16 protein-coding genes and 1 pseudogene are annotated in these 13,070 nt (G+C 71.9%); 6 read left to right on the top strand and 11 right to left on the bottom strand.

Features of this window, described 5'->3' with window-relative positions; genetic code table 11:
* On the bottom strand, positions 1-540 hold a 540-nt coding region (locus LZ604_RS34480; protein WP_234520102.1), incomplete at its 3' end, for a maltotransferase domain-containing protein.
* 143 nt (positions 541-683) lie between these two features.
* Positions 684-992 (bottom strand): DUF5133 domain-containing protein, encoded by a 309-nt coding sequence (locus tag LZ604_RS34485; RefSeq protein ID WP_234520082.1) that lies wholly within the window; start codon positions 990-992, stop codon positions 684-686.
* A 326-nt stretch (positions 993-1,318) separates the two neighbouring features.
* On the opposite strand from LZ604_RS34485, the gene LZ604_RS34490 reads away from it, so the two are divergent.
* The 3 genes from LZ604_RS34490 (at position 1,319) to LZ604_RS34500 (ending at position 4,125) form a co-directional block, all read left to right on the top strand.
* Positions 1,319-1,849 carry a pep a2 gene (locus LZ604_RS34490; RefSeq protein WP_234520083.1) on the top strand — a complete coding sequence of 177 codons (531 nt, stop codon included), beginning with the start codon at positions 1,319-1,321 and terminating at the stop codon, positions 1,847-1,849.
* Positions 1,850-2,015: 166 nt separating this feature from the next.
* Positions 2,016-3,419: a Si-specific NAD(P)(+) transhydrogenase gene (sthA, locus tag LZ604_RS34495; RefSeq protein ID WP_234520084.1), complete on the top strand. Its 1,404-nt coding sequence runs from the start codon at positions 2,016-2,018 to the stop codon at positions 3,417-3,419.
* A gap of 85 nt (positions 3,420-3,504) precedes the next feature.
* The gene (locus LZ604_RS34500) at positions 3,505-4,125 is read left to right on the top strand and encodes an L-threonylcarbamoyladenylate synthase (RefSeq protein ID WP_234520085.1); all 621 of its coding nucleotides are present in this window, start codon (positions 3,505-3,507) and stop codon (positions 4,123-4,125) included.
* 58 nt (positions 4,126-4,183) lie between these two features.
* On the opposite strand, the gene LZ604_RS34505 is transcribed toward LZ604_RS34500, so the two are convergent.
* Positions 4,184-4,735 carry a hypothetical protein gene (locus tag LZ604_RS34505; RefSeq protein ID WP_234520086.1) on the bottom strand — a complete coding sequence of 184 codons (552 nt, stop codon included), beginning with the start codon at positions 4,733-4,735 and terminating at the stop codon, positions 4,184-4,186.
* A gap of 79 nt (positions 4,736-4,814) precedes the next feature.
* Positions 4,815-5,696 carry a universal stress protein gene (locus tag LZ604_RS34510; protein WP_234520104.1) on the bottom strand — a complete coding sequence of 294 codons (882 nt, stop codon included), beginning with the start codon at positions 5,694-5,696 and terminating at the stop codon, positions 4,815-4,817.
* 590 nt (positions 5,697-6,286) lie between these two features.
* Here LZ604_RS34510 and LZ604_RS34515 point away from each other — a divergent pair.
* Together LZ604_RS34515 and LZ604_RS34520 are read left to right on the top strand one after the other, a co-directional pair.
* Positions 6,287-6,742: a Crp/Fnr family transcriptional regulator gene (locus LZ604_RS34515; RefSeq protein ID WP_234520088.1), complete on the top strand. Its 456-nt coding sequence runs from the start codon at positions 6,287-6,289 to the stop codon at positions 6,740-6,742.
* A gap of 10 nt (positions 6,743-6,752) precedes the next feature.
* The gene (locus tag LZ604_RS34520; RefSeq protein ID WP_234520090.1) at positions 6,753-7,406 is read left to right on the top strand and encodes a CBS domain-containing protein; all 654 of its coding nucleotides are present in this window, start codon (positions 6,753-6,755) and stop codon (positions 7,404-7,406) included.
* A gap of 75 nt (positions 7,407-7,481) precedes the next feature.
* Here the strand turns inward: LZ604_RS34520 and LZ604_RS34525 are convergent, their stop codons facing one another.
* The 4 genes from LZ604_RS34525 to LZ604_RS34540 all read right to left on the bottom strand — a co-directional run bounded on the left by LZ604_RS34525 (position 7,482) and on the right by LZ604_RS34540 (position 10,755).
* A complete protein-coding gene (locus LZ604_RS34525; protein WP_234520093.1) occupies positions 7,482-8,081 on the bottom strand; it encodes an Rv1733c family protein in 600 nt (199 codons plus the stop codon).
* A gap of 122 nt (positions 8,082-8,203) precedes the next feature.
* Complete coding sequence (locus LZ604_RS34530; protein WP_234520106.1) at positions 8,204-8,926, bottom strand: CBS domain-containing protein; 723 nt, start codon at positions 8,924-8,926, stop codon at positions 8,204-8,206.
* Between the two features lie 67 nt (positions 8,927-8,993).
* A complete protein-coding gene (locus LZ604_RS34535; protein WP_234520094.1) occupies positions 8,994-9,668 on the bottom strand; it encodes a helix-turn-helix domain-containing protein in 675 nt (224 codons plus the stop codon).
* Positions 9,669-9,687: 19 nt separating this feature from the next.
* Positions 9,688-10,755: a zinc-dependent alcohol dehydrogenase family protein gene (locus LZ604_RS34540; RefSeq protein WP_234520096.1), complete on the bottom strand. Its 1,068-nt coding sequence runs from the start codon at positions 10,753-10,755 to the stop codon at positions 9,688-9,690.
* 286 nt (positions 10,756-11,041) lie between these two features.
* On the opposite strand from LZ604_RS34540, the gene LZ604_RS34545 reads away from it, so the two are divergent.
* Positions 11,042-11,437, top strand: coding sequence for an STAS domain-containing protein (locus LZ604_RS34545; protein ID WP_234520097.1), 396 nt, complete (start codon positions 11,042-11,044; stop codon positions 11,435-11,437).
* Positions 11,438-11,555: 118 nt separating this feature from the next.
* Here LZ604_RS34545 and LZ604_RS34550 read toward each other — a convergent pair.
* The 3 genes and pseudogenes from LZ604_RS34550 to LZ604_RS34560 all read right to left on the bottom strand — a co-directional run.
* Positions 11,556-11,813: pseudogene (locus LZ604_RS34550) on the bottom strand (phosphoketolase family protein); the annotation flags it as partial.
* Positions 11,814-11,838: 25 nt separating this feature from the next.
* Positions 11,839-11,982, bottom strand: a complete 144-nt coding sequence (locus LZ604_RS34555) for a hypothetical protein (RefSeq protein ID WP_234520100.1) — start codon at positions 11,980-11,982, stop codon at positions 11,839-11,841.
* A 116-nt stretch (positions 11,983-12,098) separates the two neighbouring features.
* On the bottom strand, positions 12,099-13,058 hold the full coding sequence (locus tag LZ604_RS34560; protein ID WP_234520108.1) for a phosphoketolase family protein: 960 nt from the start codon (positions 13,056-13,058) through the stop codon (positions 12,099-12,101).
* Positions 13,059-13,070: the final 12 nt, after the last annotated feature.

The raw sequence follows: 13,070 nt of genomic DNA on the forward strand, positions 1-13,070 counted from the left end.
CGACGTCACCAACTCACGCAACGGAAACCGCGCCAGCACCCCATCCACCTCGGGAGTCAACGCCGCAGCGAGCCGGGCGAGCGGTGCTCGCGACTCGTCGCGCAGGGCGCCGACGGCCGCCCGGATCGTCTCCCGCCGTGGTCCGTCCGGCACCCCGGCGGCCGCCCGCTCGTACAGGTCGGCGCCCTCCTCCAGGACCAGGGCGACGTCGATGCGGGAGGGCACCTTGATCTGAGCGTGCCGCCGCCAGGTGGTGACCGGATCGCTCCACGCCTCCACGAGATAGGTCCAGTCGCCGGTCGACGACGGTGTCACCTCGGCGCCCCAGCGGTCCGATCCGGGTTCCAGTTCACGCATCGGCGTCCAGGGACCGGGACGGCCCTCGGGGTCCCGGAGGACGACGTTGGCTCCGATCGCGCCGTGGCCCTCACCGAAGACCGTGGCGGTGACCTGGAAGGTCTCCCCCACCACCGCCTTGGCCGGACGTCTCCCGCACTCGACGGCAGGCCGGACGTCCACGATCGGGATGCGCCCGGTCACGGTCCTCGGACCGACGGCGACAGGGGCGTTCGCCTCCCGGTGCACGGCCTGCGGTTCCAATGGTCTTCGCCTCCTCCGCCGTTCTCGGCACTTGGTGGGCGCCGGTTCTGCGGTCTTGGTTTGTCAGCTCCGTACGGCGTCTCCTAAACGTTCGCCGACGGTGCGGGACACGTTCCGGGCACGGTCCGCTCACGCCGGTCGGGGGGTTGGCGCGGGTCGCGTTGTTCGTAGCGGTCGCGGACCGTGCGGGGTTGACGGGTGTTCAGATACAGCTCGGCGGCGTCGACGGCCTCGCGTGCGCAGCGCTTGCCCATCAGCACGCACAGCGTGTATCCCGTGTCCTCGAAGTTGCCGCGGACGGCGTGGTTGTCGGGAGACGCGAGCATCCGGCGCTCCCAGGCCCGGTACTGCTCGAGGTGTCTGGCGACCTCGGCTCTGGCCGGCTGCAGCATGGCACGGTCCACCTCCCACTCTCTGCGCTGAGCACGGTCCCGGAGGGTTGCGCGGGGCACCGTCCGGAGGGTGCGCGACAGCCGTGCACGGAGCCGGGGTGATCCGTTACGGCGATCGAGACCTTCACCCATGGTGCACGGTGCGACACGGAGCGTCCTGTTCAGATTTCAACCACAGTGACTGGTGCGCCTCGTGTTGCACGAATGGAGTAGTGCTCTCACCCTGGACTTACTCAGAAGCGATGAGCGCTCACGCTTCGTGATCGGCGCTCGGCCCCCTGGGCCGGAGGAGGAGCGAGAGCTTCGCCGGTGAGGAGCCAACGACAATGAAGACCGCAGCACCCTGCTACTACCACCTCGATGTGGAACTCAGCCCGGAGCGGATCGGGCAGGTCCGGCGGATCCTGGCCGCCCATCTCCGCTACTGGGACCTCGAGATGCTTGTCGAGCCCGTGTGCCAGTGCGCCGAGGCGCTCCTGCGCACGATCGACCGGCACGCGGCCGACAAGAACACCACGATCGAGATGTGGTGGAACGGTCAGCACCTCATCACCGCGGTCCAGGACGCCGAACGGGACATCCGGCCGCACTACGCGCCGAGCGGCTGCCTGACGAAGATCGCGGCGCTGAGCAACGGCTGGGGCTACTGTGCCACCGCTGCCGGCGGCAAGATCGTCTGGTTCTCGCAGCGGGCCCGGTCCGGTGAGCGGGCCCCCCTCGTCCCGGTCGCGCCCGCGCCCAGCCTGCGCGCGACCCGTCCCCTCCCGCGTGGCCTGCCGCTGCCGGCGGTGGCCGCGGCGCGGGATCGGGAGGAGCAGGCGGCCGAGCAGCCGGAGCCGGCCCTCGTCCGCGCCTAGACAGATCCCGTCGTCGAACTCCCGTCGTCCGCCCGCAGGGGCGGGGCAGGCGGGAGTTCGGCGACAGGGCCGGACGGCCGCGGGCGGACGGTGCGTGCGCCCCGGCGCACGCCCACACATGACCCCGCTCTTCCGGCCCGGGGGTCGGTGCTGCCAGACTCCGCACGTGCCCGACTTCGACATACTCGTCATCGGATCCGGACCCGGCGGCCAGAAGGCCGCCATCGCCGCGGCCAAGCTCGGCCGCCGGGTCGCCGTCGTCGACAACCCCGACATGCTCGGCGGGGTCTCCCTCCACACCGGGACCGTCCCCTCCAAGACCCTGCGGGAGGCCGTTCTCTATCTCACCGGCCTCACCCAGCGGGATCTGTACGGGCAGAGTTACCGGCTCAAGGAGGACATCACCGTCGTCGACCTGACTGCGCGTACCCGGCACGTGGTCGGCCGGGAGGTCGACGTCATCCGCAGTCAGCTCTCCCGCAACCATGTCTCCCTCTTCACCGGAACCGGCCGGTTCACGGATCCCCACACCGTCGCCGTACGCGAAGTGACGGGCGATGAAAAGCTGTTGAGCGCGGAGCACATCGTCATCGCCACCGGAACCAGGCCCGCCCGGCCCGCGAGCGTCGAGTTCGACGGCCGGTCGATCATGGACTCGGACAACGTCCTGGACCTGGAGCGGGTGCCCCGTTCCATGGTCATCGTGGGAGCGGGTGTGATCGGCATGGAGTACGCCTCCATGTTCGCCGCCCTCGGCAGCAAGGTCACCGTGGTCGAGAAGCGGCACGGGATGCTCGATTTCTGCGACGTCGAGGTGATCGAGTCGCTGAAGTACCACCTGCGGGAGCTGGCCGTCACCTTCCGCTTCGGGGAGACCGTCGCGGCGGTCGAGCGGCACCCCAAGGGCACCCTCACCATCCTGGAGAGCGGCAAGAAGATCCCCGCCGACGCCGTGATGTACTCGGCGGGGCGCCAGGGCGTGACCGACGGACTCGACCTCGGCAAGGCGGGCCTGACCGCCGACGCGCGCGGCCGCATCACGGTCGACGAGCACTTCCGCACCGAGGTGGCGCACATCTACGCCGTCGGCGACGTGATCGGCTTCCCGGCACTCGCCGCCACCTCGATGGAGCAGGGCCGCATGGCGGCGTACCACGCCTGTGGCGAGCCCGTGGACGAGCTGACCGGCCTGCAGCCGATCGGCATCTACACCATCCCGGAGATCAGCTTCATCGGACGGACGGAGGATCAGCTCACCGAGGAGTGCGTGCCGTTCGAGGTCGGCATGTCCCGCTACCGGGAACTGGCTCGCGGGCAGATCATCGGCGACTCGCACGGCATGCTGAAGCTGCTGGTCTCCCCGGAGGACCGCACCCTGCTCGGGGTGCACTGCTTCGGCACCGGGGCCACCGAGCTGATCCACATCGGCCAGTCGGTCATGGGGTGCGGCGGCACGGTCGACTACCTGGTCAACGCGGTCTTCAACTATCCGACGCTCGCGGAGTCGTACAAGGTCGCCGCGCTGGACGCGACCAACAAGATCCGGCAGATCGACCGGCTCAAGGACTGACCGACACGGCCCGAGGACTCGTGTCGTGTGCGCGGCCGGGCCCCCCGCGTGGACAGCGGGGCCCTTTCTGATCGACACTCGGCGGGTGGCAAGGTACTTCGACGTTCACCCGGACAACCCCCAACCGCGCACGATCGGTCAGGTCGCCGAGAGCATCCGCGACGGTGCGCTCGTGGTCTATCCGACGGACTCCTGCTTCGCGCTGGGGTGCCGGCTGGGCAGTCGCGACGGCATCGACCGTATCCGCGCGATCCGCCATCTAGACGACCGTCATCACTTCACGCTCGTGTGCCGGGATTTCGCACAGCTGGGTCAGTTCGTGCTCGTCGACAAGGACGTGTTCCGAGCGATCAAGGCGTCGACGCCGGGCAGCTATACGTTCATCCTCCCCGCGACGCGCGAGGTGCCGCGCAAACTGCTGCATCCGAAGAAGAAGACGGTCGGCGTCCGGATCCCCGACCATGTGGTGGCCCAGGCGCTGCTGGAGGAGCTCGGCGAGCCGATCCTGTCCAGCACGCTGCTGCTGCCGGGCGAGGAGGAGCCCATGACACAGGGCTGGGAGATCAAGGAGCGGCTCGATCATGTCGTGGACGCCGTGGTCGACTCGGGCGACTGCGGTACGGAGCCGACCACGGTGATCGACTTCTCCGGCGGCGAGCCGGAGATCGTGCGCAAGGGGGCGGGCGACACGTCACGGTTCGAGTGACGGAGTCGGCGCCTCCCGTCGGCCGGGTAGCGCCCGGGGACGTCGCGGGTCAGCCGGGTCAGCCGGCCAGGGGGTCCCCGACCGGGCCCTCCTCGTCCACGGGTTCGCCGTGCAGCCGGCGTACGAGGGAGTCCTGGTGGAGACCGGCGAGCGCGGCGAGCAGGTCGGGGTGGCGCAGCAGCGAGGCCGCGCGGCGGTCCCGCTCGCCGGGATCGGTGAGCCTGCGGAAGTCGAGCGCCAGGCCGGCCGTGTGGTCGCCGCCGGCCAGCGCGTCGACCGCGTTCCGCGCGAGGGACGGGGTGGTGAGCAAGGTGGCCGCCCAGCTCGCGACCACTTCGTCCACCCAGGTTCGCCAGCCGGCGTCGGTCTCGTCGGCTGCCGCCGCGTCGGATCCGGTGAGCCAGTCCAGGCGGGCGGAGCCGCCCGGCCCGACGAGGGCGACGAGGGAGGCGTCGGTGACGGTGGGGTAGCGCAGCCAGGCGGCGACCATGACGGCCTGGGACGCCTGGGCCTCGGCCAGGGCGGCATCCAGCGCTCCGCCGGTGCCCGGATAGGCGCGCAGCAGCCACTGCGTGGTGGCGGCTATGACGGGGGACAGGTCGGCTGACATTCGCGCCACCCTACCTATCGGGTGAAAGGGCGGAAATGGTTCAGATCACATCCGGGTCACAGACCAGACGGCGGCGGTCTCACTCATGCTGCGGCACGATCGCGACCGGGCAGTCCGCGTGGTGCAGCAGCGTGTGGCCCACCCGGCCGAGCTGGAGGCCCAGGTGGCCCTTTCTGCGCCGCGCCCCGATGATCACGAGGTCGGCGGCCGCCGAACGCTTCAGCAGCACCGTGCGCGCCGGCCCCTCGACCGTGGTGGGCCGCACCCGGACGCCCGGGTGGTCGGCCGCCGCGTCCCGCAGCAGGGCGTCGAGCAGCAGAGACGCCCGCTGCTCGTGCAAGCGCACCGGTACCCCGGCGGGCGCGGAGTGGTCGGTGGCCTCGTGGGCCGGGCGGCGCCAGGCCCGTACGACATCGAGGACGCAGTCACGTGCCTCGGCCTCGCGGAAGGCGAACCGCACCGCCTCGGCCGTCGAGGCGGGGTCTCCGGCCCCGAGCAGGATCCGTTCGTGCGCACCGGCCAGGCCGGCCGGGTCGCCGCGGACGACGATCACAGGGCAGTACGCCCGCGCGGCCACGGCCAGGCTCACCGAACCGAGGAGCAGGCCTTTCAGCCCTCCTCGGCCCCGGCATCCGGTGACCAGGACCGCAGCGCTCCGGCCTTCGTGCAGGAGCGCGGACACCGAGTCCTCGGGCCGGACGTTCGTGGAGACCTCGACCGCGGGATCGCGCCGGCGGGCGCGCGCGGCCGCCGAGTCGACGACATCGCCCACCCTCGCTTCCTCGGACCGCTGTTCGGGATCGTCCGAGGGTGACTCGCCTTCGTATTCGTAGCGTTCCCACAGGGAGGCGTACACGAGCCGGAGCCGCAGCCCGTGCCGGGCCGCCTCGTCCACGGCCCAGTCGACCGCGGTGAGACTGGACTCCGATCCGTCGACGCCCACGACCAAGGGCAGCTCCATCCTCTCCACCGCCTTCCGCCGGGCTGCGGCGGCGCGCAGCACGGGAGCGTCTCCTTTCACCATCGCACCGTGGAAGGCTCCGCAGGAGGGCCTGTGCGGTCCTGTTCCCGGACGAAGGGCCCTGCCGCCCAGATCTGGCGGTTCCGTCGCTCGCGTGGTGTCCTGAAGGGGACGGAAAGGGCCCTTAAGAGACGCGGAGCAGCGGCCGGCTGCCGCGCACCGCGCAATCAGGATCCGCGAGAAGCGGATGGGGTCCTTTCCGCCTCGTCATGGCGTGCCGGTGAAGCCGCCGGGTGGTCCCGACGGCCGGGAGCGGACCGGGCAGCAGCGCGCGGACGCGCGCTCGGGAAGAGGAGCAAAGTCCCCGGCCGCACCGCGTGATGAGGAAAGGTCCCTCGGGCCCGTCGGCCCCGGCCCGGGGCCGTTGGACCCCTCTGGCGGGACCGGGCGGCCCGTGGCGTGGTACGCGGAGCACGCCCACGCTGAAGACAGAAATCCCCCGGTCTCCCGCAGAGCACGGCCGGGAGGCCGCCGCACCGCGGAAGCATCGCCGACCGGCCCCGGCGACCGGAACGAAAGGACATGGAGTGATGACCTCCGGCACCACCATGACCTCGGCCCTCCCGGCCGAGCACCGCGAACGGCTGATGCAGTTCGCCGGCGAGGTCTCGTTCCCGGAAGGAACCCGGCTGTTCGAGGAGGGCCGGCACGCCGACCGGTTCTGGATCGTCCGGACCGGGAGCGTGGCGCTGGACCTGCACGTGCCCGGCCGCCGGTCCGCCGTCATCGAGTCGCTCGGGCACGGTGAACTGGTCGGCTGGTCCTGGCACTTCACCCCGCATGTGTGGCAGCTGGGCGCCGAGGCCGTCACCCCCGTGCGTGCCTACGAGTTCGACGCCGTGGCCGTGCGGGCGATGTGCGACGCGGACCCCGAGTTCGGCCGCGCGATCGCCACCTGGATCGGCCGGGTCCTCGCCCATCGGCTGCACGCGGCCCGCACCCGGCTGCTCGATCTGTACGCCCCGTACGGCAGCGGAGACCGCTGAGGAGGACATCGTGACCGGCAGCCTTCACGTCGTGGGCGACGTGATGACCCGCGCCGCTGTCGCCGTGGGCCGTGACGCCCCCTTCAAGGACATCGTCGGTCTCATGGACCGGTGGAAAGTCAGCGCCCTGCCCGTACTGGAGGGCGAGGGCCGGGTGGTCGGTGTCGTCTCCGAGGCGGATCTGCTGCCCAAGGAGGCGGTGCGGGAGAGCGACCCGGACCGGTACGCCCGGGCGCACCGGCTGTCCGAGGCCGCCAAGGCGGACGCGGTGACGGCGGGCGAGCTGATGTCCTCGCCCGCGATCACCGTGCACCCCGAGAGCAGCCTCGCCCAGGCCGCCCGGATCATGGCCCAGCGCCGGATCAAGCGGCTGCCCGTCGTCGACGCCGAGGGCATGCTCGAAGGCATCGTCAGCCGGGCGGACCTGCTGAAGGTGTTCCTGCGGCCGGACAACGACATCGCCGACGAGGTACGGCGGGACATCGTGGACATCCTCTTCCCGGCCCCGGTCGAGCCCATCCACGTCATGGTCACCGAGGGCGTCGTCACCCTCACGGGGAAGGTCCAGGACAGTCCCCTCATCCCGGTGGCACTGCGCCTGGCCCATGCCGTCGAGGGCGTGGTCGACGTGGACTGCCACCTCTCGGGGACGGACGGCACCTGACCAGGCCCGCTCCCGTCGGACGGCAACGTCACGCCGGACGGCAACGGCGCGGACCGCGCCGAGCGGACAGAACCCTCAACCGGGCATACTGCGCCACTGCGGGCCGACGTACTCCCACTCCCGGTCCCATGCCTCCATGCGCCGGCGGTCCAGGCGCCGGCGCAGCAGCCGTCCGCAGACCAGCACCCCACCCGCGGCCCCCATACCGGCGAGCGCTCCCACGACCGCCGCCTGTGCGCGCGCCTGGTCCCCGGTCGCGGGCCTGGAGATCAGGTCGCCCGAGTTATCCGTCCAGACGGTGACCGCGGTGCCCGCCTTCGTGCCGGGCCGGACCTTCGCCATGCCCGTGTGCGGCACACCGGAGGCGGTCCAGCGGACCTGCGTCCACACTCCCCCGCCGCCGTCTTCGGACCGCGGCCACGGCGTCCGGACCGCGTCCTGCGTCAGCACGGCCCGGGCCGCTTGGGACTCGGCGCGGTGCGCGGCGAGGGCGTGGGCGACGGCTCCCGCCACCGTCCGGCCGCCGAGCACACCGGCCAGGAGGACGAGCGCCCAGGTGCCGAGGAGAAGCCACGCTTCCAGCCGGTCACTGCCTCGCCGCAGCGGATTGCGCCGCCATCGCCACAGCCATGCGCCGGCCCCTCCCGCCCCTCTGGTGCGCCCTGTCGCTGCCATCGGCCGTCACCTCCTCGTACGGCGGGCGAGGGGCCGCCGCCCTAGGCGAGCCACAAGGCCGCCTCGCCCGTGCCACAAGGCCGTGCGGCCCCGCGTCGGACACGTCGGCGCGAGTGCGGACGTCATCCGATGCTTCCGGCGCCCCGGGCCCCGTGGACGACGTCGTCTCCGGGGAGGTCCGGGTCGAGGTCCGGGCGGCGTGGCGGGCCCGCGAGCGCGCAGTCCACGTCCACCACGCCCTCGACGCCGCGCACCAGGCGGGTCACCACCGGCACGAGCGAGGTGTCCGGGATGCGCCCGGTGAGCCGCACGACACCGTCGTGCACCGCCACGCGGACGGGCTCCGGCGGGCCCGGGAACAGGTGGGCGACGATCTCGTCGCGGACCTCCTCGGCGATGTCCTCGTCCTCCCGCAGGAACACCTTGAGCAGGTCGGAGCGGCTGACGATGCCGAGCAGCGCGCCGTCGTCGCTGACGACGGGCAGCCGTTTGACCCCGGACCGGGCCATGGTCCGGGCGGCCTGGCCGAGGGTGGCGTTGGCGGCGACGGTGACGGCCGGGGCGGTCATCAGCTCTCCGGCGGTCACCGCTCCGGCCTTGACCAGGTCGGACAGCCGCTCGAGCCGGGAATGCCGGTCCTGGCCGCTGTCGCGGTACTCCTCCTTGCGCAGCAGGTCCGCCTCGGAGACGACGCCGACGACCCTGTTCTCCTCCTCCACCACGGGCAGGGCGCTGACGTTCCACTGCCGCATGGCCTTGACGATGTCCTTGAAGGTCGCCGCCCGGCCCAGCGCGACGACCCGGCGGGTCATGACGTCGCTCACGAGGCGCGGGGTGCCGTGCATGGTGTCCTCCGGTGGTGTCGAGGCGGGGACGAGGGCGACGAACCGTACCCAGGCCCGCATGCCCGGGTCATACGGCGATGCGCCGCCCGGTGATGCTGAGCGTCTCGATACGGATCCACAGGTCCCGCTGCCCGCCCGCCCAGGGCTCGCAGTGCGCCTGGTCCTCGAACCGGCGTACGGAGTCGGGGTCCGTCACCGTGCTGGCGTGCCCGCGCACCAGCACGCTCCAGCCCTGGCTGAACGAGGCGTCGATGCGGTCCACTTCGAAGGCCACCTGGGTTCCCGACGCCTGGGAGGGCACGGTGCCCGGCGCGGTCCTGAAGACGACCGCGCCGTCGATGACGCAGTAGTTCACGGGGACGATCTCCGGACCCGAGACGGTGGGCACCGCCAGACGTCCCACGCCGTGCGACAGGAGCAGGTCACGGCACTCCTGGATGGTCATCTCGGTGAACTTCGGATGCCCTCCGGCCTGCCCCAGGCCGGGCGGCAGCTCCACGTCGCCGCCGGTGAGCTCGAGCACCGTGGTCTCGAGTGCTCCGGCCAGCCTGAGCAGGGTGCTCACACCGGGCGCGGCGGTGGGCTGTTCCTCCAGGTACTGCAGGTAGCTCGGAGCCATGCCCGCCCGGGCCGCCGCCTCGTCCCGGGCGAGGCCGAGTTCCTCTCGCCGCAGGGCGAGCCTGCGCCCGAGAGCGCCCGCGGGATGCCCTTCCGTCGTCTTCGAGGATCCCTGTAGGGCCATGGCCCGTCACTCCCTCTTCTCACGCCGCCCGCACGGCGACGACTTCGTGCTGCTGCCCGCCCAGTACCACCTTGAGCGCGCCCGTGTCGGCGCCCCGGCCGAAGACGTCGTAGGCCTCCTCCATCTGGTCCAGCGGGAAGGTGTGCGTGACCAGGGACGAGGTGGGCAGCCGGCCTGCGGCCGCCATCCGCAGCAGCGTGGGCGTGGAGTAGGTGTCGACCAGACCGGTGGTGAGAGTGATGTCCTTGCTCCACAGGTCCTCGAGGTGCAGGGTTACGGGCCTGCCATGGACGCCCATATTGGCCACGTGACCGCCGGGGCGCACCATGCGCGTGCACAGCTCGAAGCTTTCCGGCACCCCGACCGCTTCGATGACCACGTCGGCGCCCAGCCCGTCGGTCAGATCGGAGATCAGCTCCTGGGCCTGCCCGGGCTCGGCCAGGGCGTCGGCACCGAGCTGTTTGGCGGCGTCCAGCCGCGTCGGGGCCAGGTCCACGGCGACGATGCGTTCGGGGGCGAACAGCCGGGCCGTGGCGATCGCCGCGAGCCCGATGGGCCCGGCGCCGACGACGGCGACGGTGTCGCCGGGGCGCACGTGTCCGTTGAGCACACCCACCTCGTAGGCGGTGGGGAAGATGTCCGCGAGCAGTACGGCGTCCTTGCTGTCCACGGTGCCGGGCAGCGCGTGCACGGACAGGTCGGCGTAGGGGACCCGGACGTACTCGGCCTGGGTGCCGTCGATCAGATGGCCGAGGATCCAGCCCCCGCCTCCGCGACACTGGCCGTACGTCCTCTCCCAGCAGTAGCCGCACCGCCCACAGGCGGTGATGCAGGAGACCAGGACGCGGTCGCCGGGCTGCACCGTGTGCACATCGGTGGCGGTCTCGACGATCTCTCCGACCGCCTCGTGGCCCAGTACGGTGCCGGGGTGCGTCTCGGGTACGTCGCCCCTGAGGATGTGCAGGTCCGTTCCGCAGATGGTGACGCAGTCGACGCGCACGATCGCGTCGGTGGGGTCCTTGATGTCGGGATCCGGGACCTCCTCCCAGGCGGCCTGTCCGGTGCCGTGGAAGACGAAGCCCTTCATGGTGGTCCTTCCTTCCTCTCCCCGGGCCTTCTGCGGTGCGGGGACTCGGCGGAAGCCGTGGGGCCGGACACCGTCAGGATGCCACACATGCCCCTGTTATCCAGATTTTTCGATTATCTCGACATTTGCCCGGTATTTGCTCGCTGTCTGCTCGCCCGGCCGTCCGCGATCGCGCTGACCGCGCGGCGTCCTCCCCTTGTGGCGCCGCGTCTTCCCCGTTCGGTCCCGGCCGATCGGGGCCGAACGGCCCTTTCGGCGGCACGCCCGCTTCCGGTTGCCTCGAACCATGCGCGAAATCCCGTCCGGGTCGTCGTCCGGCCACCCGCAGCACGTCGGCAGCGGGACGACCCTCGTACGGCTGCGTGGCGAGATCGACATCCTCGCGGCGCTTGCCCTGGGCCCGCGCCTGGACGCGCTGACCGCCGGTCCGCGCCCCGATCTGGTGCTGGACCTGCGCCCGGTGTCCTTCATCGACTGCTCCGGGCTGAGCCTGCTGTGCCGGGCCCGCAACCGCGTCGTGGCGCGGGGCGGCCGCCTGCGGCTCGTCGTCGACGGCACCCCTGTGCTGCGGGTCCTGCGCTACGCCCGGCTGGCCGATGTCTTCGAGATCGGCCGGCACCCGCCCGCCGAGGCCGTGCCCGTGCCCGTGCCGGACGCGGTGGGTCTCCGTACGGCGCGCTGACGCGCCTTCGACGCCCGCCCGGACCAGGCGGTAGCGGTCCAGATCCTTGCGGACCACCATCGAACGGGGTGGTCGTGCTCCCGGACTCCTTGTAGCCAAGCACGTGCAGGTTGTGATGACCGTTGCCGCTGTAGGCGAGGCGGTGGATCAGCCCGGGGCAACCGTGATGGGCGAAGAAGCCCGGCTTGTCGGCGGTGAAGAGGCCGTCGTGCTCGAAGTCCGTCATACCGCGCGGGTGTTCCTCGCGCGGCAGCAGCCAGGTCAAGTCGGCCACGTTGACCACGCGGACCGCGAGCCCGGGCAGATGGCGGCGCAGCAACTGGGCCGCGGCGAGCACCTCCCGGGTGGGTACGTCGCCCACGCAGGCGAGCGCCACATCCGGCCCGCCGCCGTTGGCGTAGTCACGACTGTGTGGTCCTGGCCTGCAGCGGTGTTCGCGCCTGCCATGCCCTGCCGCCGGCGTCGAACACGGCCTCCAGCCGGTTGGCGGCGGTCTCGTCGGGACCGACCGGGCGGAAGTCCCGCCGGGCGGTGGTGTCCCTCATGATCTGTTCGAGCAGCCCGCCGAGCACCCGGGTGGGCTCGTGCCTCGCGCCCGGCTTTGTCGACGGGCACCGCGAAGTCGTCCAGGTCGGTGACCGGCAGCTCGCGGACGAGCAGCCTACGGCGTGGCGCCCAGCCGGCGGGTGCCCGAGGGCACACACGCCAGGACGTCGGCGCTCGGGCGGCCGTCGGCGTCGAACAGTCCTCGGGCCGGTACGACTTCAGCCACGTCTCCAACCGCGCGAGCGAGGTGCGCGGGGTTCTCCCGGACGCCGGCCCGCGGCACCTGGTGGGCGCGCCAGGTGCCCTCGACCGGTTCGCCGTCGACCTCTTTCGGCCCGGTCCAGCCTTTGGGGGTGCGCAGCACGATCACCGGCCGGCGCGGCCGCTGCGGCACTCCCTCCTCCGGAGCGGTGCGCTGTACCAGGTCGACACGGTCCAGGGCCTCGTCGAAGGCGGCCGCCAGCGCCCGGTGGACCTGGAGCGGATCGTCACCGCCCACATGGATCGGCTCGTGACCGTATCCCCGCAGCAGTGCGTCGAGTTCGGGCTCCGGGAGCCGGGACAGCAAGTCGAAGGCGGCTCCGTGAGCATGGGCGAGCGCATAGCCCAGCCCACCGCCCTCGTGGATGGAGCCGGGCACCTCGGGCGCTACATGGCTCGGTACGCCGCCGGGGAACGAGAACTGGTGGAACAGCTGCGCCAATCCCTGCGCGTCCCATGTCACGTCCGGGTAGGTGTCCCTGTAGCCGCCGTCCAGCCAGGAGTTGGCGAGCACGGACGGCCCGCCGTGCCCGGGCCGGACGCACAGGGCCTCGAGGCCGCGCGCCTTGATGACCCGGTTGAGGTGCGTGTACACGAGGTTGAGCCCGAGCGAGGTGCCCCGGTGGCCGAGCGGCCGCGGCTTGATGTGCTCGGGCGTGAGGGGCTCGGCGGCAGCGGGTTGGCCGTCAGGTGACTCCTCCCCCTCGTGAAGGAGGGGGCTTCTCGCTATGCCGGTGCGGCGTGGCGACGGACCAGCCCGGCCCGTAGAACGTTCAGGGCGCCCACCGTGTCCGCGTGCGCCTGGTGGCCGCACGAAACGCAGTGG

The sequence above is a fragment of the Streptomyces glomeratus genome (assembly GCF_021462825.1).
In the GTDB taxonomy this organism is placed as follows: domain Bacteria; phylum Actinomycetota; class Actinomycetes; order Streptomycetales; family Streptomycetaceae; genus Streptomyces; species Streptomyces glomeratus.

Bases quoted from the DNA above. Each gene is read 5' to 3' on its own strand.
- LZ604_RS34555 (WP_234520100.1), bottom strand. From the start codon at position 11,982: ATGAGGGACACCACCGCCCGGCGGGACTTCCGCCCGGTCGGTCCCGAC.
- LZ604_RS34530 (WP_234520106.1), bottom strand. From the start codon at position 8,926: ATGCACGGCACCCCGCGCCTCGTGAGCGACGTCATGACCCGCCGGGTC.
- LZ604_RS34540 (WP_234520096.1), bottom strand. From the start codon at position 10,755: ATGAAGGGCTTCGTCTTCCACGGCACCGGACAGGCCGCCTGGGAGGAG.
- LZ604_RS34490 (WP_234520083.1), top strand. From the start codon at position 1,319: ATGAAGACCGCAGCACCCTGCTACTACCACCTCGATGTGGAACTCAGC.
- LZ604_RS34525 (WP_234520093.1), bottom strand. From the start codon at position 8,081: ATGGCAGCGACAGGGCGCACCAGAGGGGCGGGAGGGGCCGGCGCATGG.
- LZ604_RS34545 (WP_234520097.1), top strand. From the start codon at position 11,042: ATGCGCGAAATCCCGTCCGGGTCGTCGTCCGGCCACCCGCAGCACGTC.
- LZ604_RS34535 (WP_234520094.1), bottom strand. From the start codon at position 9,668: ATGGCCCTACAGGGATCCTCGAAGACGACGGAAGGGCATCCCGCGGGC.
- LZ604_RS34510 (WP_234520104.1), bottom strand. From the start codon at position 5,696: ATGGAGCTGCCCTTGGTCGTGGGCGTCGACGGATCGGAGTCCAGTCTC.
- LZ604_RS34515 (WP_234520088.1), top strand. From the start codon at position 6,287: ATGACCTCCGGCACCACCATGACCTCGGCCCTCCCGGCCGAGCACCGC.
- LZ604_RS34505 (WP_234520086.1), bottom strand. From the start codon at position 4,735: ATGTCAGCCGACCTGTCCCCCGTCATAGCCGCCACCACGCAGTGGCTG.
- LZ604_RS34485 (WP_234520082.1), bottom strand. From the start codon at position 992: ATGCTGCAGCCGGCCAGAGCCGAGGTCGCCAGACACCTCGAGCAGTAC.